The sequence below is a fragment of the Hoyosella sp. YIM 151337 genome (genome assembly GCF_026041215.1).
In the GTDB taxonomy this organism is placed as follows: domain Bacteria; phylum Actinomycetota; class Actinomycetes; order Mycobacteriales; family Mycobacteriaceae; genus Hoyosella.
Genome location: NZ_JAPEIQ010000026.1, coordinates 72,759 through 96,732, shown reverse-complemented (window position 1 = coordinate 96,732; position 23,974 = coordinate 72,759). Strand labels below are relative to the sequence as shown.

Here is a 23,974-nt window from a genome sequence, read left to right as displayed (position 1 = left end):
TACTCGAATGTTCCCGGGCGCCCGGGCGCTCACCTGCCTCGGACCCGTGTAGCTGTGCAGGCGGTTTAGCACTTCGCTAAACCGATGAGGAGGACACAGTATGGAGGCGCTCCTCTTCCAGAGCAGCGCGCTGGTGGTTACGCCGGGGCGATCGGTTCCCCCCACCGCTGCAGCGCCGAGGCGCTCTGCTCACCCAGGCGCCCCAGGGTGCGGACGAGTCGATCCGGGCCGGAGGTCTCAACGGATCCATATTTGAGTCCCTGCGCCAGCGAGATTTGACCCAGCACCCAGCGTGCTAACCACTCGGGGTCGGCGGTCACCACCAGATCCTCTTGGCAGCCAGGGTGTTTGACGCAGATCTCCGGCTCAGGCTTCTGCACGAGCAACCAGAAATGCCGCTTGTTCGATGGCATGGAGGGAAATTCGAAGCGGCAGTTAATCCGGTGAGCGGGCAGGGTGACGCTTCGAAGGCCCCGTGCCATCGCCCACAGTGAGGCGTACGGATCTAGGTGCTGGGGTCCGAGTTCAACCCAGGCTGAGCCCCATGCGCCGAGGGCTTCGCACACCGGTTTTAGGTCTCTGCCCGCCTGTGTCAGCGCGTACAGCCATCCGCGGCCGCTCGGGTTCGGTTGGCGCTCGATGATACGCAGACGCTCGAGCTGATCCAGGCGTTCGGACAGCAGCGAACGCGAAATGCCCGGAGCGCCGTCACGCAGTTCTGTGTAGGTGCGGCACCCGAGCAACAGGTTGCGGATGATCACTGGTGTCCAGCGGGTAGCAAACACCTCTGCCCCGCGCGCGATCGGGCAGTACTGGTTATAGCTCTTCACCAGCACCTCCCTGCGCGTGAAGGTCCAGAAATCAGACTTGAACGTGCTTTCCAGTCTGCCAGGCTGAAAGAGAGATGACATTCGAAACCCATCCGGAAATGCGGGGGTATTTTCAAGGGAGGCGAACCATGTTCGTGTCTGTCCACCACGAGATCCACGACCAAGAACTGTTCAGTGAGAAGGTCAGCCGGATGCCTCCGGCGCCGGACACTATGTGTCGTCACCAGTTCGTCACGGCGCTGGACCATACAGAAGCCGCATGCTTATGGGAAGTCCACTCAATCGACGAGTTGCGCAGCTACATCGACCCGGCACTTGAGCCCTCCAGCACCCAGCGTTACTTCCAGGTTTTTGAGGAACAGGCCGTCGGCTTGCCGGGAAGCCAGCTCCCTGCACATCGATCCAGCAAAAATGGCAGCGCGGCACCGGAGACCTCGCGCGCGGCCCTCGACCCGGATCGGCTGCAGGACTTCCTGAACCGCTTCGGAGCGGACCAGGCCGCCGCGATGCATGCGGCCACCGTCGTGATCGGTGACAAGCTGGGTTTGTACAAAGCGATGTTTGAGCTGGGCGCGGCCACTGCCGAAGAACTCGCGGAAACCACCGGCTGCCACCCGCGTCTCGTGCGCGAATGGGCCAACGCGCAGGTCGCGAGTGCGTACTGCCAGTATGACGCCACCCAGCAGCGGTACTGGCTCACGGCGGAGCAGGCTGCCTGCCTCGCCGATCCTGAGAGTCCAACTTTCGTGGTTGGCGGTGCTCTGGTCGTGAACTCGGTCCACCAGGATGCCGAACGCGTCATGGCGGCGTTCACCGCTGGTGGCGGTCTCGACTGGGGCGAACACCATCCCGATCTGTTCGAGGGGACACGAAGGTTCTTCGAACCCGCGTATCGGGCGAATCTCGTGGAGCACTGGATTCCGGCGCTCGACGGTATGCAAGAGCGGCTGGAGGCGGGCGCTCACGCAGCTGACATCGGATGCGGCCACGGCGCCGCGCTGATCCTGCTGGCGCAGGCGTTCCCCAAGTCGACGTTCGTGGGTTATGACGCCCACGCTGAATCGGTGGAGGCGGCCCGCAAACTGGCCGCCGAGGCGGCGGTAGACAACCGGGTGTCCTTCGAGACGGCCACCGCGAGTGACTTTCCCGGCAGGGGATTCGACCTCATCTGCGTATTCAATGCCCTGCACGAATGGGGCGACCCGGTCTCGGCTGCGCGCATCATTCGTCACGCATTGGCGCCAGATGGGATATGGATGTTCACCGAACCGCGCACGGATGACGAGCTCGTCACATCCGTCCGCGCCCGAACCTTCTACTCGGTGTCCACATTCGTATGCACCCCCAGCGCACTGTCCCAGGACGGGCCCGAGGCGCTCGGTGCGCAAGCGGGTCAGGATGCGCTGCGACGTGTCGTCACCGAGGCAGGCTTCACGAGGTTCCGCCGTGCCGCCGAGACACCCACGTTCATGGTGCTCGAAGCGCGTCCCTGAACGAGGGTTCAGTGCCGCCGCGTCGTAACCGGCCAACGGTTTAGCACTTCGCTAAACCAGTGTGCGAGGTATACCTAGCCGCGCGGGGTGGCGAGAGACCACCCCTAGGGCCGGTGGTGACGATGCGCATCTGCGGGCGATAGTCATATCACTCCCACAGCGGGAGTTTCCGAAACCGAAAGGCGAAGCCCCATGCGTAATCTCACCAAACTTGCCCGTCCTGCTGCCGCCGCAACGCTCGCCGCAGCTGCGCTTATTGCTGCACCGGCGATAGCATCCGCGGAACCGAGCCACAACGACAAAGCGCCGTACCAGCAGCAGTCACCGATGGACATGTTTGCGGGGTTCTTTGACTTCGGATCGCTGGGCAGCCTGTTTGGGCAGCCGCAGAAAATGTGACATCTAGCTGCAGATCTCAAACTGCTCGACACCCGGAACGTACTGCGTCCATTCGTCAGCGGTAATCGGGGTGCCGCGGTGCCGACAGATATGTTCCGCGGCGCTGTCAGGACGGGTGTGCCAGAAGCGCACGTCCATCGCCCACCCGGCGCCAGCGATACGACTGCCGTCGCCGAGAAATACCGCGTCGTTGACACGACCGTCGTACGACGCGGGCGTCGCGACAAGATCTGGCCCGGACGGATCGGAGATGTCCCAGATCCAGAGTTCCTCACCCGTGGTGGCGGACAGCAGTGAACGGTCCGGGCTGAAATCGAGCGACGTTATTTCCGCCCGCGGCCCCACGAGGGTGCTGAGGATCTCGACGTCGCCGCCGCGGAGTTCATAGATCCGCACGCGATTGTCGCCACCGCCGCCCGCTGCGGCGAGCAGTTCCTCGTCGTGGCTGAACCGCACCGCTGGGACCGAGCCCAGGAACTCGCCGGCGTCGGCGTTCATCTCCTCGAACGTCATGTCCTCGCCCACCCGCCACAGTTTGAACTCGCTGGCCGATGATCCGGCCGCCAGATAGTGGCCAGAGGGGCTGAAGTCGATCAGCTCACCGGTACCCAATCCGAGGTCGAGCGGGGGAAGTGGCCGTGGGGATCCGGGGTCGCGCACATCCCACACGTGCACGCGCGCGTCGAAGTAGGACGGTGCGGCCACGAGCGAACCATCGGGCGAGACGGCCAGCGAGGGGATCAGCGTGCCATCGTCGTTCCGTACCCTGCCGACTTCTCGCGCATCCTCGGTTGCCCTGAGATCGAAGAGTAAGACCTCTCCCTCGAGTGTCCCAGCGGCGAGGAACTGTCCATCCGCGCTGACGGCACCGGCGGCGCTGTGCTCGGGCACGTCGACGCGTGCGAGTCGCTGCGGGTCGTCGGCGTCGCTGACGTCCACGACATGTACTGCCCGGTCGCCACGGCCGGCGGTGACGATCACTTGGTCGCGAGTCTGGTTGTAGCGCATCTGGAACACGACACCGGTGATTCCCGAGAGCACTGGACCGGGCATGTCCCACACGCGCGCCGTGCCGTCGTCCGCCGCGGCGATCAGGCGAGCACCGTCGGGTGTGTACGCGACCGACGTGACCAGCGCCGGGGTTGGGAAGCGCGCAACCACCGAGCCGTCGTCCCAATCACGGATTTGTGCCGTCTGATCGCTGCTGCCCACAGCGAGGTGCTGTCCGTCGGAACTGAACGCCACGTCGTTGACCCAGCTGTCGAACCCGTCGAACGGCTCGAGTTCCTGGGGGCCCTCCCGGTTGCTGACATCCCAGCGCCGCACGTCCGTCGCGTTGGTGGGGGCGGCGAGGAATTGGCCGTCGGGGCTGAACGCGACACCGAGGGCGGTGACGTTGGCGTCGCCGTGCAGCGGCAAGCTGTGGATCTCGGTTGCTCCGGCAGCAGCGTCCGTGACGTCCCAAAGTTTGACGAGGTTGCCACCAGCCGAGGTCGCCAGCATCGTGCCGTCCGGGTTGTACGCGACCGCGGCGGCTGTGACGGCGAGCGGTTCTTCGACTGTGATGGGAGGCAGCGGCTCCGGTGACGCCGGGTTGGTGATATCCCAGTTCAGCACGCCACCATCGGGTGTCCCCGCGGACAAGACGGACCCATCGGGACTGAAGGTGACGGCCTGGATTGATTCATCCTGAACGTCGATTTGTGCGATGCTTTCGGGGCTCGTACCAGCCACGTTCCAGAGGGCGAGTCCATTGCCCCCGAGCGCGACGATCGATCCGTCCGGGGAGAACGCCGCAGCATAGGCGGCGGGGGAGCCGTCATCGAGCGCCGGGAACTCTGCCAGCGGTCCCGGCTCGGGAGCAGGATTGCCGAGCGGGTAGACCCGCGCGATACCGTCACTCGTTGACGTAACGAACCGCGAACCGTCAGGACTGACGGCGAGAGCCATCGAACCTGGCTCATGGCGGAAGCGGGTTGGTGTGGGTACAGAGGTGGCGTCGAGGAGCGCGGTGTTCGCCTGGACCGTCGGGTGGATCCGGTAGGCGGCGAGCGCGAGTTGCGCGGCAAGCTCCGGCTGGTCGGCCCGGATCAGCCGTGATTCCAGCGCGAGTTCGCGGGAAAGCGCCTCGTTTCGCGCCAGTTCAGCACCTTGACGCTGCACATTCGCGTACACACCCGCACCCACCGCTCCGAGCGCCGCGACCACGGCGATAACCGCGATCAACGCGAGGGTGACGTTCAGCTTGCGCAGCTTCTGCTGGCGCCGGCGTTCCGCGTCCGCAAGAGCTTGATGGTGCGAAGCACTCGCCGCGAGGTACTCGCGTTCGAGATTGTTCAGTTCAGACTCATGATTGTCTACCCGCGCCCACTGGCTGAACACTTCGAGACGCCCGGCGCCGAGCAGTGCGCTGTCGTCGCGTCCCGCGTCCTCCCACAGTTGTGCGGCGAGCGTGATCCGGCGATGAACAACAAGACTGTCTTTGTTGTCCTGCACCCAGCCGCGCAGCCGCGACCACTCGCGCAGCAGTACCTCGTGGGTGATCTCCACCGAATCCCGCGCGAGCGTGAGCATGCGCTGATCGGCGAACGCATTGATCACCGTGCGGACGTCATCGCTGTCGTCAACGTCAAACAGTTCGGCGAGCGGCGCACGCCGACGGGTCTCTGTCGGGCCGTCGACCGTGATGAGACGCTGAAACACCCGCCGAGCGGCGACTTGCTGATCGTCGCTCAGGTTCGCGTACGCGGTTTCAGCGGTTTGTTGCAGCGCCCCGCGGATCCCGCCCGTCGCGAGATAGTCGGAAACGGTCATCCGCTTGCGCTTCGCTAGCAGACACGTGTTGAGCAGGGCATGTGACAGCAGCGGCAGGGAACCAGCATCGTGGGTGTCAGCTGAGTCGCGCGGTGCTAGATCATCAGTGATGATGCGGACGAGGTCGTCCTCGATGATGTAGCCCGCCTTCCGGGCGGGTTCGGTGATGCAGGCGTGCAACTGCTGCGCCGAAAGCGGCCCGACCACCAGCGAGTTGTCCCGCAAAGCAGCAAGCAGGATGCGGTGGGTGACCGCTGTGCCGTAGAAGTCAGCCCGCAGCGCGATCACGACCCGGCACGCCGCAGCGTATTCTTCAAGGATTTCGAGGAAGTCTTGCCGCTGGCGTTCCTCTTTGCACTGGGTCCACAGTTCCTCGAACTGGTCGATACACAGCAGTGTCTCGGGGGACACCGAGAGCGACGACAGAGTGTCAGCAGGCGTGGTGCCAGGGGTTATCAGCTCAGTGCTGAGCTGGTTGAGTCCACCGCGCCCGGCCTGAACTGCGGCGACGATGCCCGCCCGCAGTAGTGAGGACTTGCCGGAACCGGACGGCCCGATCACCACTAACGGGACTCGCGGCTGTTCCTTCATCCTCTGGAGCGCAGCGCTGACGAGATCGTCACGCCCGAAGAACCACTGCGCGTCTTCGGCGCTGAAGCTGTCCAGCCCTTTGTACGGCTGGGCGTTGTCGGCCTTTCGCCGTCCAGGGGTGCGGCGTGCACGCTGAACAGCGTTCCACCACTCTTGCTGGGCATCCACGTCCTCGACCTCAAGCACGGCTAGCAGCGCGAGGAACGCGTCTTTCAATGCTGGCGTCGGCACGTGGTGTCCGGAAAACCAGCTCGAAACGGTGCCGAGCGGCACTCCTGCTTTCGTCGCAGCGTCGCGGACCGTGAGGCCGAGATGCTCACGGCGCGCGCTGAGCGCGGCGCCGAGATCGAGCCGGTTTTCGACCTGGGTGAGGTCGGCGCCCCCATGGTTCGCGTCTGTTGTCACAACCGGACATATTAAGCGTGCCGGACATCATCAAAACAGATAACTCAGACGGCCCAGAAATAAGTGAGGAATTACTAGATTGGTCACAGCTCGTCGAGATTAACGATTCCGTCCTGAACGGCACGCGCGACCAAGGCTGCTTTTGTCTGAGCGGGGCGCCCGACGGCGTGGTATTTGGCGCGAATGCGCGCCAAATGGGTATTGAGGGTGCCGAGTGCGATGTGGAGTTGGCTTGCGGTCTCTGATTTTGAGTTGCACATGAACCAGGCGCGCAGCACTTCGATTTCCCGGTTTGACAGGGTAGGCGCGACCCGGTGATTGTCCCTGCCCGCGTGGGTGTAGGTTAGCCGCCTGGCGTCGCTCTCGGGACGGTTCCGCTGAATCATGGGCACTGTCATCTCCTCTGCTTGCCCGGTCGAAACGAGCTGAACGGCGTCGTCTGAATACCGTCATCCTTCCGAGTGAAACTGCTGGTCACCAGTGCTTTTGAGATCTCCATACAAAGGCCATTCACGCGGGAGGGTGGTGCGCGATCGGCTGACCTGGGAACTCGTGGCGACACTCGCTGATGTCGTTCGTTTGACGACTTCACTCGGCGCACAGCTTCCGATAAGTTTCGCCCGGAAGGGGCAATTCCGGCGCGCCGCCTGCCGGCGACAACGACGTAAGCATCGGAACGCTGTAACCCACAACATAAGGGGCACTAGCGGTGTTAAATACGTATATCGGACTCTCCGCGTCATCTGGAACCAGTGGAGGTGGTCGACCCGTGGCCTCCCAAGCCCGCGGTATATTTCGTATTGGGCTGGTCGAGGATCATTCGACATATGCGCTTGGATTGGCCGCGCTTTTGTCCAATGAACCCGACCTTGAGCTTGTTGCGATTGCGCAGACTGCCAACGAATTAATTGAAAATTGCACCGATCTCGACTTGGTGGTGCTTGATTTACGGCTTGCCGACGGTTCATCTCCGCGCGCGAACGTCGTCGCTCTGCACGAGCACGGCATCAATGTGCTTGTCCTGACCTCCGGGGACGACACCTACCTCATACGCTCGGCGGCACGTGGCGGCGTGCTTGGGGTGGTCCTCAAGTCCGAAGCGCCATCGGTGGCGCTTGACGCCATCCGGGAGGCCGCAGCCGGTCGAACGGTCGCGACGATGGACTGGGCCGCAGCGATCGACAGCGATCCAGGATTGTCAGAGGTGCAGCTGACAGACAGGCAGCGTGAGGTCCTCGCCCTGTACGCCGCCGGGGAGAAGGCATCGAGCGTGGCACGCCGGACGAATCTGTCCGTTGAAACCGTCAACGACTATGTCGGCCGGATTCGCAGGAAGTACGCGGAAGCCGGACGACCGGCGCCGACAAAGATGGACCTATACAAGCGTGCCCTCGAGGACGGGTGGCTGCCATTGCCGAGGAGGCATGATGGGCGTGGCCGTTCCAGCACGTCAGACGGTCGGGGCGCCAACTGACGAAGGAGCGGAGCGGCTCAGCCGCAGCTTCGCCCAATTCATCGGGTGGGGTGCGGTGTTCTACGGATGTGTGGTCGCTCCACTCGTCATTTCGCAGCGCACCCTCACGCCATGGTGGTGGACGCCGCTCTTTGCGGTGCTGCTCTTCGGAACCGCTATCGCGCTGATCCCAGTGGGCCGGTGGGGGACCTTCACGGCCCTGCGGCGAACCATCAATGCGTATGCGTTCGTCAATGTCCTGGTGCCTGTGACATGGCTGGTCACGTGGACGGGGGAGAAGCTGCCCACAGAAACGGGCACGTGGCACAGCTACCTGCCTGGGCTGGCAGCGGTTGCGGGCGCGATTATCTGGCGCTTCACGTTTCTGCTCGTGTATTTAGTTACGGCGAATTCGATTGGTGTCTATGCCGGACATGTGGTGCGTTGGCAGGACACCCTCGAACCGCTGCTCACAGCCTTGGTGGGCACCCTATTGTTCTCGACGTTGTTCGCGTGTGCGGTGTTCGGGCTCGTCCGCACCGGCCGGATCCTGGACGCCACCGCGCTGGCCGCCCGCACGCAGGCAATCCAAACGTCAGCAACCGAGGCGTGCACGGCTGAACGGCGGCGCGTCAACGCACTCGTGCATGACGCTGTGATGGCCACACTCATCGCGGCGGCCCGCTCAGGAAACAGCTCCGCAGTCGCTCGTCACGCCTCGGCCACCATCGATGAACTCGAACTCGCGCGAAGCAGCGCCCCCGAACCTGAGCACGTCAGCGCAGACGAGCTCGCCAGCAGCATCCGTGCGACAGTTTCCGACATCCACGATGACGCGCACTTCTCAGTCAGTGCCGAGCCCCGCCAGCCAGCGCAGCGGATACCGGGGTACGTGAAGGACGCCCTGTGCGCAGGAGTGGCTGAGGCGCTCCGAAATGTGCGGCGTCACGCCGGTGCGGACGCACAGGCTGAAGTGCGGGTAGCGGTCGGACACGACGTTCGTATAGACGTCACCGATAACGGATCGGGCTTCGACCCGTCGCGAATTCCCGATTCCAAACTCGGTCTGCGCGGCAGCATTCTCGGCCGATTCGACCACCTTCCCGGCGGCTTCGCCGCGATCGCGTCAAAGCCTGGGTGCGGTGCCACTGTATCGATGAGATGGGCACCGCAATGAGCATCCCGGAACTAACGAGGTGGACGCGGGACATCCGCGACCTCATCGGAATACGCACCGCGTTCGGTGTTGGGCTTTCGGCCGCATTCTGTCTGGCCGGTTTGGGTTCTGCGCTGAGCAACCCCGCCGGAGTACGTCACATGGCTGTAGTGGTCGCAGCATGGGTGATCTTGGCGGCAGCCGTGGCGGGTGTGGTGTGGCTGCCCGGTGACCCACTGCCAACACGGTTCGCGCTACCACTCACGTTGGCTGCACCCGTCTCAGCCGTGCTCGTGGTGTCGCAACTGCCGGTGCCGCCCGCCAATGCGGGCCAGCTGTGGTTTCACATGATGATGATTGCGTACCTCGTATTCATGTGCGTGCGCGGAGCAGTGGGATGCGCATGGCTAGGCATCATCACTGCGAGCATCGTCGTCGTGGTGTGGACCGGTGTAACCGATCAAGGTTTCGTGACAGGTCTGGTGTGGACGCTGCCGAACCTGCCGCCACTGCTCATGGCGACGGTGTTCACCTACAAGGTGCGGCCAGTCGCACGGACAATATCCGCGTTGCGCTACGAAGCGAACCAGCGAGCAGCCCAACAGGCGGCCGCCCTCGCCGCGAGCGACGAACGGGACCGCCGACTCGCAGACGTCGACGCTTTGGTGCGCACGATGCTCGAACACATCGCATCAGGAACACCGCTGACAGCTGCGGATAGAGAAGAGTGCCTCCTGCTCGACGCGGAGTTGCGCGACGGCATCCGGGGAAGCTCACTCGTCGACCACCACGTGATCGCCGCAGCACGCGCAGCCCGACAGCGAGGAGTGTGCGTGACCCTGCTCGACGACGGTGGGCTCGACGCCGGGAACGAAGTCCTCGCCGGAATCGTCCGATCGCAACTCTGTGCGATGCTCGACGCGGCACAGTCGGGCAGCGTCGCGGCGCGCGTGCTCCCGCCCGGGCGTCCAATCCTAGCGACGGTTCTGGCGCGCGACGGCGAGCGTGAGAATCGCATCGAGGTGGACTTGATGGGCAGCGTGGTGGCGGAGGGGGTTGTGGGCGAGGATTTTTTCTCGGTTAGCCGTTTCCTCGACTAGGCCCACAGACGTATCCGGACGCAGTCAGCAGAGCCAGGCGTGATGTACGTCCGTCCTACTCATGTTCCCGGTGGAGATGGTGTCAGCTTCAGGGACAGCAAATAGCCTCCGCCGCTGGTGCCACCGCGTGTTAAATACATATATGGGAGTTTCCGAACACCCCGAGCCTCAGTGCGGTGACACTGAAGGTACTCCAAAGAAGGTCCGGAGAATCGGCTTCGTAGACGATCACCAAACCTACGCGATCGGAATGGCCACGCTATTCGAACATGAGCCGGATCTCGAGCTTGTCGCGGTTGCCCCGACGGTCGATCAGCTTCTCGCGTCGAGTATTGAGCTCGACCTTGTGGTCCTCGATTTGCGCCTTGCCGACGGTTCATCGCCGCGCGCTAACGTCGCTCTACTCCACGAACACGGTCTGGATGTGCTCGTTCTGACTTCAGGCGACGACCGCTACCTCATTCGGTCTGCGGCGCGCGGCGGGGTGCTTGGTGTCGTGCTCAAGTCCGAACCGCCCTTGGTTGCGCTTGATGCGATCCGCGAGGCTGCGGCGGGACGCCCGGTGATGAGTATCGATTGGGCGGCAGCGATCGACAGCGACCCGAAGTTGTGCGAAGTCCAACTGACCGAACGCCAACGTGAGGTGCTGGCGTTGTACGCGTCGGGCGAGAAAGCAGTGACAGTTGCGCGAAAAACGAACCTTTCGGTGGAGACCGTCAACGACTATCTTGGTCGGATCCGCCGCAAATACGCGGAGGTCGGCAGGCCCGCACCGACAAAGATGGATCTCTATAAACGGGCTGTCGAAGATGGATGGCTACCGCTCCCGCGAAGGCACCGCACGCGCTCACATGACGGACGCTAGCCGTGCACAAGAAATTCGAGGCTGGTGCAGCTGAGAAGTTAGCGCGCACATTCGCACAGTTCATTGGATGGGGCGCAGTGTTTTTCGCGATCATGACGGCGCCTCATGTGGCGTCACAGGTGGCGCTCAACCCTTGGTGGTGGACACCGTTATTTGCGGTTCTGACTTTTGGCACTGCTATCGCCCTGATTCCCATAAGCTTGTGGGGCAGCTTAAAGGCGCTGCGAGTCACGATTAACGCTTTTGCGGTGGCGAATGTCCTCACGTCGACGAGCTGGTTGCTCACCTGGACTGGCGAAACCTTGCCTTCAAACGCCGGTACTTGGTTCAGCTACTTTCCAGGCCTGGCAGCCGTAGCAGGTGCGATCATTTGGAGGCTTAGTTTCACTGCTGCGTACGTCGCTGTTGTTGTGCCCACCGGGGTATATACAGGTTATGTCGCCCGGTCCTCAGAGACCGGCCTCGCAGCGCCACTGTTGAGCACGACTCTCCAAGTGCTCTTGTTCGCCGTAACCGTATTCGCGTTGGCGCGCGCCGGACGCATTCTCGATGAGACGGCTGTGGCGACACGGCTACAGGTTGTACAGACGTCCGTCGCTAAAGCCCGAACCGCCGAGCAGCGCCGTGTGAACGCGTTCGTGCATGACGGTGTTATGTCGACGCTGATCGCGGGGGCACGCAACCTCACGAGCGCGGAACTTGCCCGTCAAGCGGCAACTACGCTCGCGGAACTCGACCGAGCATCCGAAGAGGAAATTGGCAACGAAGAAGTCAGTGCAACACAGTTTCTTGGTAACCTCAGGGCAACGATTGTTGAGATCAAGGAAAGCGCGAGGCTCCTAGTTGCCGCCTCCTCGCAGGAGTGTTCGGCGTCCATCCCCGTGACTGTGGGTCGCGCATTTTGCGCTGGTATGGCTGAAGCGCTTCGCAACGTTCAGCGCCATGCTGGGGTGTGTGCAGTATGTGAAGTCCAGGTTTTCCTTGGGACCGAGGTTCGCATCGATGTCGTAGATAACGGTGTCGGATTCGACACCGAGTCTGCGTCCGAATTCCGACTGGGCGTACGAGCCAGCATTCTGGATCGGTTCGCCCAGTTAGAAGGCGCTCGGGCGGTCGTTCACTCCGAACCCGGTCGAGGGACCAGAGTGACGATGAGTTGGACACCATGAACGAACCGGGCGGATCCGCATCCTGGGATATTCGTGACGTGGTAGGAATGCGTCGCCGAGGGGGCATCGCACTCGCCAGTCTCTTCTGCTTGGCTCATCTCCCGCAAATAGCCGACAGTTTGAGTGAACTTCACCGTCCTGCGTTCGCCATTGTCGCGTGGATCGTCCTTTCGTTGGCGGTGATGGGTGTTGTCCTTTTGCCGGGAGATCCCTTGAAATTCAAGTTTGCGCTCCCAATCGCATTGTGCGCACCAATTGGCTCAGCTCTCGTGATCCTCCAGCTCCCGGAGTTGCCGACTGGATCTTCTCAACTTTGGTTCAACGTGATAATGCTTGCGCCCCTCGTTTTCATGTGTGTGCGCGGCGCGGTGGTTCTCGCCTGGATCGGGATGCTCACGCAGATCGCCGTAGTTATCTACTGGGCGATGGTGACGGGGCAAGGAATCGGAGTCGGGCTGATGTGGACTCCGGTGAACGTACCGCCACTGTTAATGGCAACGTTCTTCGCATACCGAGTCCGTCCGGTCGCGAGGGCAATCTTCGCGCTGCGCGCCGAGGCTAACCAGCGTGCAGCCCAGCAGGCGGCGGCTCTCGCGGCCAGCGAAGAACGGCACCGTGCGTTAAGAGAGGTGGATGCCTTGGTTCGCCCGATGCTGGAAAGAATGGCGTCCGGGACTGAATTGACCTCCAACGAACGAGCCGAGTGCCTTCTGCTCGACGCTCAGCTTCGGGACAGGATTCGAGGCAGCACGTTGGTTGACGAACATGTGGTGAAGTTGGCTACTGCGGCGCGCAAGCGGGGAGTACAAGTGACGCTGCTCGACGACGGAGGCCTTGAAGGACAACCCAAACGTTTCGCCGCCATCGTCCGGGCTGAGCTCTGTATGGTGCTCGACCGAGCTGGACCCGCCGCCAGGGTTACTGCGCGTGTCCATCCACCCGGACGAGACGTGCTCGCCACAATTCTCTTGGATCACGAAGAGATGCAGCGGATCGAGGTAGACACCACAGGCGGGGTCACGGCGAGTAAGGAGCTTATCTCCGGTTAGAAGCCTCTGGCTGCCTGACCTGTGAGGCCGCAGGTGGGCCTCACAGGCACCCACGCAGACAGGATTCGATCACCAGGGGAAGACGCTGCCGAGAATCTTCGGAATAGTGTCAATCGCGTTGTTTGCGATGTCGGCGCCCTGGGTGATAGCTAACCCGGGAACGTTCCCATAGCCCCAGTAGTAGGGGTAGTACCCGTAGTAGCCGTAGTACGGCAGGTTCGAGATCATCTCCATGCTGCCGATCGACAGCGTCGCGGACAGTTCCAGAGGGTCAGCGCTCGCCATGGGCACCGTCATGAGCATGGAGGACGCAAGGAGTGCGGATACGGCGCCGGTGCGGACGATCGATTTCATGGTGGACCCCTTTGATGAGTGAGAGTGAGAGCAGCCGCACGGTGCAGTTCGAAGGCGCCGGGGAGGTTCTTGTCTCTGCCGCCGAAGGGGCGAGGGTGCGACTGCTGACTCACACGCTAGAGCGCCATCCGGCCCTCGGAAACCCGCAACTTTGGTGCCCCCAGAGCTGGGGGACCAGCGTAAGGGACAGAGTGTTTTGGTCGTTTGTTTAGGCGATTGTGCAGGTCACAACGCTGTCGTAGGTTCGCCTTCATGCAGTCGGGACACGGACCGGCGTGGCCGACACCTCCGCCGCCCTCAGCGCCATGGCCGCGCATGCCGTGGCTGGTGCTCGCATTGTGCGTGGTCGCGGTTGTCGTGGGCGCAGGCGCGATTGTGGTTGTGCGCGACGGTCTCGGAAGCGGGACGGACGAGTACGCGGCAGCGCAGCTGCGCGGAACCTTTCCGTCGGAACCGGCCCGGGCATGGACACTGTGGGCGGGCGATCTCGAGCCCGGGGTGACCTTCGGTGGTGTCGGGATGACTGGACCTGACGCGCGCGATCTCGGGGGCATACTTCTGGTCACCTTGCAGGATTACGAGTATCGATCCAGAGCTTTGGTGGCGATCGACGCGGCAACTGGCGCTGTGCGGTGGCGCGTGAATGATGTCAGTTTTCTGGTGCATGAGTGCGCGACCACATCGATCGACGGACTGGTTCCGTGCGTCGCGCCAGCACGTGCGCCTGGGGAGGGGCCGGACGTATCGGAGGTGCGGTTCTATCGCTTGTCTGACGGTCAGGTGGTGCGCACCCAGCCTGTTCCGGACGCGCGAAACGTCGACGTCTACGACGGCGATGTGTACATCGCTGGGTCGACGACAGAAACGATGTGGATCGCGAAGGGAGCTGTCGCTGATGTCACCGAAGACTGGCGGCAAGAGTTCCGGATGGGGAAGTGCCGGCCAGGCGGTGGCAGTGGTTTCTCGGTAGCGGGGGGTATCGCCTGGTACTGGGGTGGCCATCACGGAGTTTCGGTGGAGGTTGAGAATGGTGAACCGCTGTCCGTGGAGCCGCTCGACGATCCGTATCTCTACCCACACCAGGGAATCGTTGGGACTGAATGTCATTGGGATCAGGGAATTTTCGATCCGCGCATGCACATCGTCGCGGCCGCCGGAGGCGACACGAGCATCGTGTTCGGTCCAGGCCTGCGGCCTGCGTCCGTTCTGGCTCCGGATCCCGCTGATGTTGGCCCGTTGGTGCTCGGACACGACGCTTATGAGTTCGCGACCGGTGAGCTTCTCTGGTCGGTCGACGGCAGCGTCACGCTGCACACCATCGTCGGTGATGTGGTGCTGGCCAGCCCGGACCCAGTTGGGATAGCGGACCACATGTTGGGCTACTCGCTGCACACCGGAGAGCTGTTGTGGCGCACAGGCGTCTCGCGCATGTTCGTGCCCGCCGCCACTGACGGCCAGCGCGTCATCGGCTATGAGCCGACCAGCGCTTCCACGGGAATCTACTCGGCGTACAACCTGCGCACCGGCGCGCAGGAGTGGCAAACGCGAAGCGTCGAGGGATGGGCAGTCCTGAAGCCAGCCGGTACGGGTTTCGTAGTCGTCACCGAGCGGGAACTCGCGTTCTACCCACGGACCGGCGGTCCAGCAAGCGCGCCGCGTAACGCGGTGACCGCGCCAGACTACGGTTCTGGATCGCAGCCGGATCAGTTGGTGGTCACGCAATGCGACCAGGCGCCTGAGATGACACCACTGGACTTCCGGACCAATGGAAACGAACTGATCGTGACCATGCGGATTGTGTCGGCATGTGGTGGCGGCGACATCGTGTCGACGGATGCGCTGCGGGTATCCGTGTTCGATGAGGGTGCTGCTGTCGCGGCAGGAGTGTTCGACTTCTCTTCGGTGCCGATGTATTTGCCGCCGACGAACGGATCGTCAAGCACGGCTGGAACAGCTTCGGACGCTGCCATCGTCAGAGAGTTCGCGTTCCCCATCCGGTCGTTTTGGCGGCTGCCGATCATGGTGGGGGATTCCACTGGGGTTGATTCGTCGCGAGCTACGTACAGGCAGTCGGTCGAGTGCCTCGATGAGGGGACGAGCCACGGACCGGCGTCAGGCGAAGTCACGGTGGAGCCGTCCAGTGATGCGCTGAAGATTGCGGCCGCCCGTGCTGCCGAGCCGCCGGGAATCGACAGCGAACAGACAGCGATCGACGCGCTGCGCGCCATCGCCAACGCCGACCGGCCGTACATCTTAGAAAGTCTGGAAGGTAAATGGGTGCCGCAGGTTTCATCGAAGCGGTACGAGCTCGACGCCACGGACATCGATGGCACGATGGTTCACTGGAGCGCGCAGGAGATCCTCCGCCAGCACCTTGAACTGCGGATCCGCTACCCCGAGGTTCGGCTTCTCTACACCGATGAGTGGCCCGTCTTCGACCTCAAAGGATGGTGGGTGACGGTCGCCGGGCTGACCTTCGATGACTCCGGCCCGGCAATCGGATGGTGCCACGAACGCGGCGTCGAGACGGAACACTGCTACGCCAAACTGATCAGCGCACACCGCGGATCAGCTGGCACGACGCGTTATCGCTAGCGCAAGCCGAAAGAGGGCTGAGCGATGGTTTCGAGGGCTTCTGAAGCTGGGCCACAGCCGAGCGGGGCGACCGCGATTGCGGCGGCGGTGCTGGCGTTGCTGGGGGGATGTGCGGCAGTGCTCGGGATCGCAGCGTTTGTCTTGATGATCGTTGAGGGTGGATTCGATCGGGCTTTCTTGCTTGCGGGAGTTACCCTTTCCGAGCTGGGCTGGTGGGGGCCATACCTCGCGGCTAGTCAGCTCGCGAACGCTGTGACAGCGGTGTTGTTGATATCGGGTGCAGTTGCCTTGTTGAAGAAGAAGCGATCAGGTCAGACATGGATCGTGATCGGATGTCTCCTCGTGATCGTCGCGCAGATAGCCGCGATGGCTGCTACGGCGGCGCTTTTGGGCTCGGTTAGCGCCATTCTTGACCCGGCAATTGAGTTTGGTCCGCTTGTCCAAAACGCGATGGTTTCCACCGGAATCTTCACCATCGTCACGCTTCTGTTTCCGATTTTGACCCTCGTGCTCGCGGCTTCGCCGTCGACGACACGATGGTGTGAGACACGCAGTGGACAGCGGAGCGACAAGGGGATGAGCTTTATCGAAGTGTCTTCGAGTTGGGCGCCACCGCGGGCGGAAACAATATCCATTGATTCAGGGGGAACGCGTTCAGATATTATGCGGCCCTCCGAACGACCAGGCCTCGTATCTGGTCGACTAGACGTAGGCGGCGCTCCACCTTGGCCAGATGTTGCGGTTCTGCGCGCCAAAGCGACGGTACTGAAGACCGAGATTGCACGCGGGCCCCGGGCGCACGTGCTGTGCGATGGCGCCGCGATCGCGCTGATGCTGGTGGCGTTGTGGCTGCCGTGGAATCACGACGTGGCGAGGGCCCGGCTCAGTGTTGCGCCGGACCTCGCCGCCGTTATCGGCGTCACCACTGTGCTCGCCATCGTTGGGGTGGCGTGGCCCTATCTGGCACAGGCGCATTCGGCTGACAGTTCTCCCTGGCACTCGTGGTTCAGGACGATTGGTGTTTCCGCGTACCTCATCACTGCAGTGGTGGTTATCGTCACCGACGTTGTGCGCTCGCTCCTCGTTTTAGTCGACACCCCTGCGTGGAGCAGGGGTGTGGGGCCGGGAGTGTGGTTCGCGCTGACAGGCGGATTGCTTGCGCTCTACTGGCGTCAGCCCCAAGACGTCGCGTCGCGAAATGCCAAGGGAGCCTTAGCTCCGTTACACACGGTGATGACGAGCGCACTCGTGCTGGGTGGGTTGGCGGTGTTGTTTGCTGTGACGTCGATTGTGCTCGGATCGAGCGTCGGGATGGTGGCGGTCGGCCCGCTTGCGGCGGACTCGTTGCACGCGATAGCTGGTGTCGTCGCCGTCTCGCTGCCCGCGATCATTCTCGTGCTGATGGCCGTAATCGGAGTCCGCTGGGATCCAGGGCCCTGGTGCCTCACTCTGGCGGGTGTTTGCGGTGCTGTGCTGCTCGCTGGACTGCTGCGGGCGTTCTCAGGTTCGCAGGGGATTGAGTATTTCCACAGCGGCTCGTACTACGCGATGCCGCTGTGGGCGGCCGCGGGAGCGATGGCGGTCGCTGTCTTGGCGAGGGCACCCAGAGCCGTAGGTGGGGGCCATCGCGGGTATACGTGGCTGGCGGCGTGCCGCTACCTGTTCGCACTAGTGGGAGTCTGGAGTTTTGGCAGGGCGGTTCTGTTCGTGCTGCTCGAAGCTCTGGACGTCGGGTATCTGCTCGGTCCGGGTGTTCTGAGCCTGCCGCAATCAATAGTGTTGGCGGCTTTCGGAGTTGCGACCGGGTTGCTTGCGGTCGTCGGCATGGCCAGTCTTCAGCTTCGCTACTCATCGGGCGAAGATCCGCGCCCGCCTCGTCACTTCGCGCTCGTGTGCGCTGCGGGTGTCGTGGTGATGACGGTGGGCAGAATCCTCGTCGCCGATGCGGTCGGCGGGGCAGGACGTATCCTCACGATGGACTATGTGGCGCTTGGTCTCGTTGTGGCGGTCGCCGGTGTGCTTCTGTTCGCACCTCCGGTCCGGGACCTGTACGCGGGCATGCCATTGTTCCCGGCGTCAGCGTCGGCGCGCGCTTTTCCGCAGTCCGGCGCTGATGCGGATCTCGCCGCGGCATCGGACCCGCGAACGTCTCGCCGCGATCTCGCGCGCATCGCCCGGTCGCGTCCCGACCTGCGTCCCGCGGTTGCGTCGAATCCAGCTGCCTACGGCGAGCTGATCGCCTGGCTGGAAAGTGTCGGCGACTCCGAAAACCACGCTGATTCACAGACTCAATCAACGACGGACTGAGGGGAGTGGCAGGTGTCTGCATTCAGCGCGGCTCGCCCCGGCTGGTATCCGGATCCATCCGGCCAGCGAGGCCAAGAGCGATTCTGGAATGGCGTGGCGTGGACCGAGCAGGTGCGCGTGTCACGCACGAAGCGGACTCATACGGCGATTGTCGCGCCGACCGCACGTCCCGCGGCAGGCGCAGCCGCGGCGGGACCGCGCGAGATAATCCCAGCGCGGCTGTTGCGCCTCGAAGACATCATCTCTGGGGCGGTGCGTCTCGTATCAGCTAAACCAGGGTGGCTCGTAGGATTCCCCGCGGCCGTTTCGGTTGTGATGGTGCTGGTGTGGTTCGGTATCGCGCGCATGCTTGGAGGACGCGTCCTTGACAGCATTGATGCGGGCGCGGCGAGTTTCATCACGACGATCGTCACGCTGTTCCTCCTGATCTTCGCGGTCGAGCTCGCCGCGTTCGCGGTGATAGCGACCGCCGTTGTCGTCGTCGCTGAGCCGCCGATCCGCGGTCAGGCGATTGACGCTGCGACTGTGCGTGCTCAGATCATCGCGTCGACACCCCGGCTAGCGGCGTACATGGTGGTGCACGGCGTGCTTTCGCTGGCACCGTACTTCGCAGGTGCCGCGATCCTGGCGCTCGCCCCGATACTGCTGGTGTTCGTTCCAGCGGTATGGGCCTGCACGGTCTGGCTGCTCGTGCGGTACTCACTCGCAATCCCGATCATTCTCGTTGAGGGGGCGACGACGATCGACGCCATGCGACGATCCGACCAGCTGATTCGCGGGTCGTGGTGGCGCGCGTTAGGCATACAAGTTGTTGCCTTGGCGCTGATGTGGTGTGCGCTCATTGTCGGCTACGCCGTCACGTTTGGTGTCGGCCTGTTCCTGATCGGGGTGGCGTGGGCGTTCTACGTCGCGGTGGTGGTGCTGCTTTATCACGATCTCGAGTTGCGGCGGGAACGTACTGCGTCGCTGTTACGCATGGAGGGTTCAGATGACTAAGACTGCATGGCTACTCGTCGTGACGGTGGTTGCAGGAATCGGGCTGATCGCTTTCCTGTTCTCTATCCCCGATAACGATGCTGACCAAGTCCAAGCGGAGGAAGCGCGACTGTCACTCGCGCCGGAACTCGTCCCGCCTGCCGTACCCCTGGCCCCGCCTGCGCACGAGCCCGTGGAGAATCGTGTGCCTGTCGTCGTGCCTGAGGTGACCCGGGTGCCAGTTGTTGTGCCGGACGTGACGGCGTCGCCTGTTGTCATTCCTGAACTCACTGGATCACCCGTGGTTATCCCGGAGGAAACGCGCGTGCCGGTGATGATCCCTGAAGTCACCGTGATGCCCGAGGTGACGCGCGTGCCGGTTGTCGTCACCGAAGTGACCCGCGTGCCGGTCGTGATACCCGAGCCGGTGCAACCACGCCAGGCTCCGCCGCCGGTCGCCGCCATCGAAGTCACCGATGAACCCGCCACTACGACGACAGAACCAGTGCGGGAGTCACCGGCGCCCGCGGTGACGCGAGTAGTGATCACCACCGAGCGCGCGGGAGGACACAAGATCGGGCCAGACATGTACCAAGCCACCACGTATGGGACGGCGCGGGTGCTGTTTCGCTGGGAGTCATCGGGTGAATCAGGCAAGGTGACGGGGGAGAAGTGCACTGTGATCTCGAAGGTCACCGGGCCCGGCGACTATTTGCACACCGACCGCAGTGCCTCGTGCTCCGGCCGTATGCGCGGAGATCTCCTGGTGAGTACGCCGGGCATCTACACGATCACAACAACGGTTACAGGTCCCGACGGGAGTGAGGCGACGGGATCGTTGCCGTTCGAGATCGTGGCGGGGTAACAAGTTTGGGACAGAGTATCTCAAAGTTTCAAGACAGCTATTGTGAATCCTTCAGCATGGTGCGAGGATAGTAGACGAGATTAACCCCAGGTTGCCCCGCAACGGGGAAACCACCTCGCTCGCTGAAGGATTCGCCATGCGCGCCTTGCAGTACGGCAAAACGCGGACTTGCACGCTGGTGGAATCGTCGTGTGGCCAAAGCTTTCGAGCGGCCGCCTAACCTCCGTAGCGCTCTTCCTCTGTCATGCCCGGGAGACACCCCCATGATCGACACCCAGCCTCGAGAGTCTCTAACAGCGTCGCCGCACAGTGCCTCCTCGCATAATCGCGTGTACCGGATCGGGTTGGTCGAGGATCAACAGATATACGCCATCGGGCTGTCAGTCCTGTTCGAGAACGAGCCAGACCTGAACCTCGACGTGATCGCCCCGACGGTTCTTTCCCTCCTCGAACAGAACAATGCTCTGGATCTCGTAATTGTGGACCTGCGGTTCGCGGACGCATCGGCGCTGCGGGCAGACTTCGCCGCATTACGTCAGCGTTCGATCAAGGTGGTCATTCTGACGTGCGAAGACGACCGATACCTGATCAGGTCAGCAGTCCGCTGGGGTGCGCACGGGGTGATATTCAAATCTGACACCCCTGAGGTGGCGCTGGACGCGATCCGGTTAGCGGCCGCGAACAATCCGCTTATGAGCGTCGACGGGGTATGCGACTCCGAACTTGACACCGACGTCACTCATGGAGAAGTACGGCTCCCGGAACGTCAGCAGCAAGTCCTTGCGCTGTATGCCGCGGGGGAGAAGGCAGCAACCGTCGCGCGGCGAATGAACCTCTCAGTCGACACCGTCAACGACTACATCACGAGAATCCGCCGCAAATACGCGGAAATCGGCAGACCCGCACCCACCAAAATGGACCTGTACAAACGCGCGCTCGAGGACGGTTGGCTGCCAGTACCCCGACGGCAGCGAGGGAACGCGAGCGAGGCGCGGTGACACCACACTCAGGACCGCCGAACCCACTCAGCACATCCAGGCGCAAGCGGATGAGCGGTACTGAGGTGCGCGATGCCATGCTGGGGACGGCGTTGGAGATGGTCTACGAACATGGTCTCACTGTCAGCCTCGACCACATCTCAATGGACGCTATCGTCGCCGCGTCGGGTGTCGCTCGGAGTGCTGCATACCGGGTTTGGCCTCGTCGCGAGGAGTTTATTAACGACCTCCTTCTCCAGTTGGCAGCGAGCCCACAAGCATCACCGGTCGTGTACGATCCGCCCACATTGCAGATGGCACTCAACGCGCTAATTGAACTGCGGGATGGGCTGACGACACCAGAAAGCAGACGCAGAATCCTCATCGAAGTCTGTCGAATCGGTGCCATCACTAACTTCGAAGACATTCGCCAACGGAACACCTGGCAGACCCACATGGCGTTGTCCGCGACGGTCCTCTCGTACCCCGAGGAGTATCGAAAAGAACTGCAAGACGCGATCAATCAAGCGAGTTCATCTTACGTCGACGGTATGGCTGAGTTCTACGACGCGATGGCGCTAGCCTTGGGATTCGAAACTATTCCAGGTATCGACTTCCGGTACCTCGCGGCAGTCAGCTCGGCGCTGATGGAAGGTATGGTTCTGCGCAGCCTGACTGTTTACGACGGGCGCGCTGGGCTCCCAGATCTCGTACGCACCTTCACTGCGGACCCGTTCAAAACGGGAGACGAACGAGAGTGGAACGCAGCGGCGATCTCGTTTACCTCGAACCTCCTCGCCCTCTCACGTCCGTCGGGTGAAATCACGTCGAAAGAACTCGACCAACGACTCGAAAAAGTCAGACAAGCGATCGCGCGCATCGAGGCTGAGGCGGAGGAATCCAAGCAGTGGCTGACTCAGTGAGCGTGGGTGATGTGTGTTCTCCTCTGCGGATGCCCCCAGTGCTAGGGGCACGCAATTCGTGGATACCGAGAAAACCGATGACACCATATAGTTAATGAAATAGCGCCGCGAAGTACTGATCCGGGAATAGAACTCCAAGGATCTTTCCCCGACGTGCCATCCCAGTCAAATGCGTGGCATCAGGAATCTGTTCTGCTTTATTATTTTCTGTTTCGAAGCGAGTAAGAAAATGGAAACCCTTATCGCAGTCGGTTTGCTTCTCGCCCTTTTCGTTTTCGGGTGGTTCTGGAATATCCTCACCGATTCCGCTGAGGACAAAGCACTCGATCTAGCCGACAAAGCCGTCTACGGGCGAGAACGCCAGGCCACCAATGATCTCGGTGCAGCCGCGCTACGGATCCGCACCAGCGTGAACTCAGCCGAGCTCTGGAACGAGATCACCTTTCGCCTGCCGCTGCCCTACGGCAAGCCAAAGTTCGAAGAGTCACTCTACATAGCTGGCGAGCTGGAGAGCACCCAGGACGGGAACTACGGATTGCGCATCAATTGGGACGAATGCATTCTGTCAGCGATCGTCGTGATAAGGGAGAGCGACAATCAGACAATGTGCGAGCACGCCATGCTGCAGTGGGCAGAAAGCGGCATGGCAATGCGTAAAGCAGTCCGCCACTTCAATGCTTTGCGGGAGAACCTCGTCGCACTCGTCCAGTCCATGGATCCGCAAGCAAGGGCGACCTTGGTCGACGAACACGAACGAGAAAGGCCGTTCACCGCATCCCAATCTCTTAACTAGATGAAATCAGGTGACTTGCAATGGACGGAGTAGTTCTACTCATCGTCTTTGTTGTGCTGGTATTCGCCGCTCTCTGGGTCGTCGACCTGGTAATGGGTGGCGTCGTCGTCGGGCTGTCGAAGTTGATGTCGGCTCCCTTCAAGGCCGCAGGCAGGGCCCGTGAGAAGAGCAAAATGGACAGCTACGTCAACGGACTGGAATTCCACACCACTATCCCGCCCAATCGGCTCCATACGGCGCTGGCTGACCACATCAACGCTGGCGAATTCCACCCGGCTAACAAGGTCATTCCGGAGAAGGACGAACCGGGCCGATTTATCATCGGCATCGCCTGGCATGAGCAGACCGAGTTTGAGTTCGAAGGCGGTAAACGCGCAAAAGGATCCGGCTTGCCGATTGTTGTCGCCGAAGTTGCCTATCGAGCGGGCGAGCGGGGATCTACCGGTGTTATCCGACTGACCCGCTTTCCCAGCGAGACCGGGTGGGCTGAGGAAGCTGTGATGGACAACGTGTACCCCTGGTTGCTGACACCGATACTCGATCTCGATCCAGCGACCCATGTGTTGAAACGAGAGAAGGCAGCTGGGCGGATATGACGTTCGGCCGCCGGAGTCTTCGATACTCCGCGTAGCTGGTGATGGCTGAGAGATGAGTTATCAGGACCGCCGGGCGAGCACGACGGAGGCATTTGTTCCCGACGAAAATAGTCCCGCGAACCCGGCTCCCCGGCACGTGTCGAGCATTATTCGCACGGCTGGCGCTGCCGCGCACTCTCGACGGTCGATTGACGTAGCACAGGAATCCTCAATGGTGCTGAACGCTCAAGGCTTGACCGACCTAACACTGTTCGAAATACTGAAC

General features: G+C 62.3%; 20 protein-coding genes. 16 read left to right on the top strand and 4 right to left on the bottom strand.

All coding sequences use genetic code 11. From position 1 onward, the window contains the following. Positions 1–137 precede the first annotated feature (137 nt). A complete protein-coding gene (locus ONR57_RS13020; RefSeq protein ID WP_265123935.1) occupies positions 138–911 on the bottom strand; it encodes a helix-turn-helix domain-containing protein in 774 nt (257 codons plus the stop codon). 47 nt (positions 912–958) lie between these two features. On the opposite strand from ONR57_RS13020, the gene ONR57_RS13015 reads away from it, so the two are divergent. Both ONR57_RS13015 and ONR57_RS13010 read left to right on the top strand, forming a co-directional pair. Further along, positions 959–2,323, top strand: coding sequence for a class I SAM-dependent methyltransferase (locus tag ONR57_RS13015; protein ID WP_265123934.1), 1,365 nt, complete (start codon positions 959–961; stop codon positions 2,321–2,323). Positions 2,324–2,515: 192 nt separating this feature from the next. After that, positions 2,516–2,722 (top strand): hypothetical protein, encoded by a 207-nt coding sequence (locus tag ONR57_RS13010; RefSeq protein ID WP_265123933.1) that lies wholly within the window; start codon positions 2,516–2,518, stop codon positions 2,720–2,722. Between the two features lie 3 nt (positions 2,723–2,725). Here ONR57_RS13010 and ONR57_RS23335 read toward each other — a convergent pair whose 3' ends face one another. Both ONR57_RS23335 and ONR57_RS13000 read right to left on the bottom strand, forming a co-directional pair. Further along, entirely contained in the window at positions 2,726–6,532 is a 3,807-nt protein-coding gene (locus tag ONR57_RS23335) for a helix-turn-helix domain-containing protein (RefSeq protein WP_265123932.1), read from the bottom strand. Between the two features lie 83 nt (positions 6,533–6,615). Beyond that, positions 6,616–6,918, bottom strand: coding sequence for a LuxR C-terminal-related transcriptional regulator (locus tag ONR57_RS13000; protein WP_374116440.1), 303 nt, complete (start codon positions 6,916–6,918; stop codon positions 6,616–6,618). A 383-nt stretch (positions 6,919–7,301) separates the two neighbouring features. Between ONR57_RS13000 and ONR57_RS12995 the strand changes: the two genes are divergently transcribed. The 6 genes from ONR57_RS12995 (at position 7,302) to ONR57_RS12970 (ending at position 13,324) form a co-directional block, all read left to right on the top strand. After that, a complete protein-coding gene (locus ONR57_RS12995; protein WP_265123931.1) occupies positions 7,302–8,006 on the top strand; it encodes a response regulator transcription factor in 705 nt (234 codons plus the stop codon). Next, a complete protein-coding gene (locus tag ONR57_RS12990) occupies positions 7,966–9,162 on the top strand; it encodes a sensor histidine kinase (protein ID WP_265123930.1) in 1,197 nt (398 codons plus the stop codon). Before ONR57_RS12995 ends, ONR57_RS12990 begins: the two co-directional genes overlap by 41 nt. Then, a complete protein-coding gene (locus tag ONR57_RS12985) occupies positions 9,159–10,241 on the top strand; it encodes a hypothetical protein (protein WP_265123929.1) in 1,083 nt (360 codons plus the stop codon). Before ONR57_RS12990 ends, ONR57_RS12985 begins: the two co-directional genes overlap by 4 nt. A 142-nt stretch (positions 10,242–10,383) precedes the next feature. Next, positions 10,384–11,106 (top strand): response regulator transcription factor, encoded by a 723-nt coding sequence (locus tag ONR57_RS12980; RefSeq protein ID WP_265123928.1) that lies wholly within the window; start codon positions 10,384–10,386, stop codon positions 11,104–11,106. 2 nt (positions 11,107–11,108) lie between these two features. After that, the gene (locus ONR57_RS12975; protein WP_265123927.1) at positions 11,109–12,275 is read left to right on the top strand and encodes a sensor histidine kinase; all 1,167 of its coding nucleotides are present in this window, start codon (positions 11,109–11,111) and stop codon (positions 12,273–12,275) included. Next, on the top strand, positions 12,272–13,324 hold the full coding sequence (locus ONR57_RS12970; protein ID WP_265123926.1) for a hypothetical protein: 1,053 nt from the start codon (positions 12,272–12,274) through the stop codon (positions 13,322–13,324). The genes ONR57_RS12975 and ONR57_RS12970 overlap by 4 nt, the downstream gene beginning before the upstream one ends. A gap of 69 nt (positions 13,325–13,393) precedes the next feature. Here the strand turns inward: ONR57_RS12970 and ONR57_RS12965 are convergent, their stop codons facing one another. Next, positions 13,394–13,678, bottom strand: a complete 285-nt coding sequence (locus ONR57_RS12965; protein WP_265123925.1) for a hypothetical protein — start codon at positions 13,676–13,678, stop codon at positions 13,394–13,396. Between the two features lie 252 nt (positions 13,679–13,930). On the opposite strand from ONR57_RS12965, the gene ONR57_RS12960 reads away from it, so the two are divergent. The 8 genes from ONR57_RS12960 to ONR57_RS12925 all read left to right on the top strand — a co-directional run bounded on the left by ONR57_RS12960 (position 13,931) and on the right by ONR57_RS12925 (position 23,709). After that, positions 13,931–16,273 carry a PQQ-like beta-propeller repeat protein gene (locus ONR57_RS12960; protein ID WP_265123924.1) on the top strand — a complete coding sequence of 781 codons (2,343 nt, stop codon included), beginning with the start codon at positions 13,931–13,933 and terminating at the stop codon, positions 16,271–16,273. Positions 16,274–16,297: 24 nt separating this feature from the next. Then, on the top strand, positions 16,298–18,580 hold the full coding sequence (locus ONR57_RS12955; RefSeq protein WP_265123923.1) for a hypothetical protein: 2,283 nt from the start codon (positions 16,298–16,300) through the stop codon (positions 18,578–18,580). Positions 18,581–18,592: 12 nt separating this feature from the next. Further along, on the top strand, positions 18,593–19,576 hold the full coding sequence (locus ONR57_RS12950; RefSeq protein WP_265123921.1) for a DUF2510 domain-containing protein: 984 nt from the start codon (positions 18,593–18,595) through the stop codon (positions 19,574–19,576). Then, the gene (locus ONR57_RS12945) at positions 19,569–20,420 is read left to right on the top strand and encodes a hypothetical protein (RefSeq protein ID WP_265123920.1); all 852 of its coding nucleotides are present in this window, start codon (positions 19,569–19,571) and stop codon (positions 20,418–20,420) included. Before ONR57_RS12950 ends, ONR57_RS12945 begins: the two co-directional genes overlap by 8 nt. Before the next feature lie 344 nt (positions 20,421–20,764). After that, a complete protein-coding gene (locus tag ONR57_RS12940; RefSeq protein WP_265123918.1) occupies positions 20,765–21,418 on the top strand; it encodes a response regulator transcription factor in 654 nt (217 codons plus the stop codon). Positions 21,419–21,468: 50 nt separating this feature from the next. Next, positions 21,469–22,320 carry a TetR/AcrR family transcriptional regulator gene (locus ONR57_RS12935; RefSeq protein ID WP_265123916.1) on the top strand — a complete coding sequence of 284 codons (852 nt, stop codon included), beginning with the start codon at positions 21,469–21,471 and terminating at the stop codon, positions 22,318–22,320. A gap of 229 nt (positions 22,321–22,549) precedes the next feature. After that, the gene (locus ONR57_RS12930; protein ID WP_265123914.1) at positions 22,550–23,113 is read left to right on the top strand and encodes a hypothetical protein; all 564 of its coding nucleotides are present in this window, start codon (positions 22,550–22,552) and stop codon (positions 23,111–23,113) included. Between the two features lie 20 nt (positions 23,114–23,133). Then, positions 23,134–23,709: a hypothetical protein gene (locus tag ONR57_RS12925; protein WP_265123912.1), complete on the top strand. Its 576-nt coding sequence runs from the start codon at positions 23,134–23,136 to the stop codon at positions 23,707–23,709. Positions 23,710–23,974: the final 265 nt, after the last annotated feature.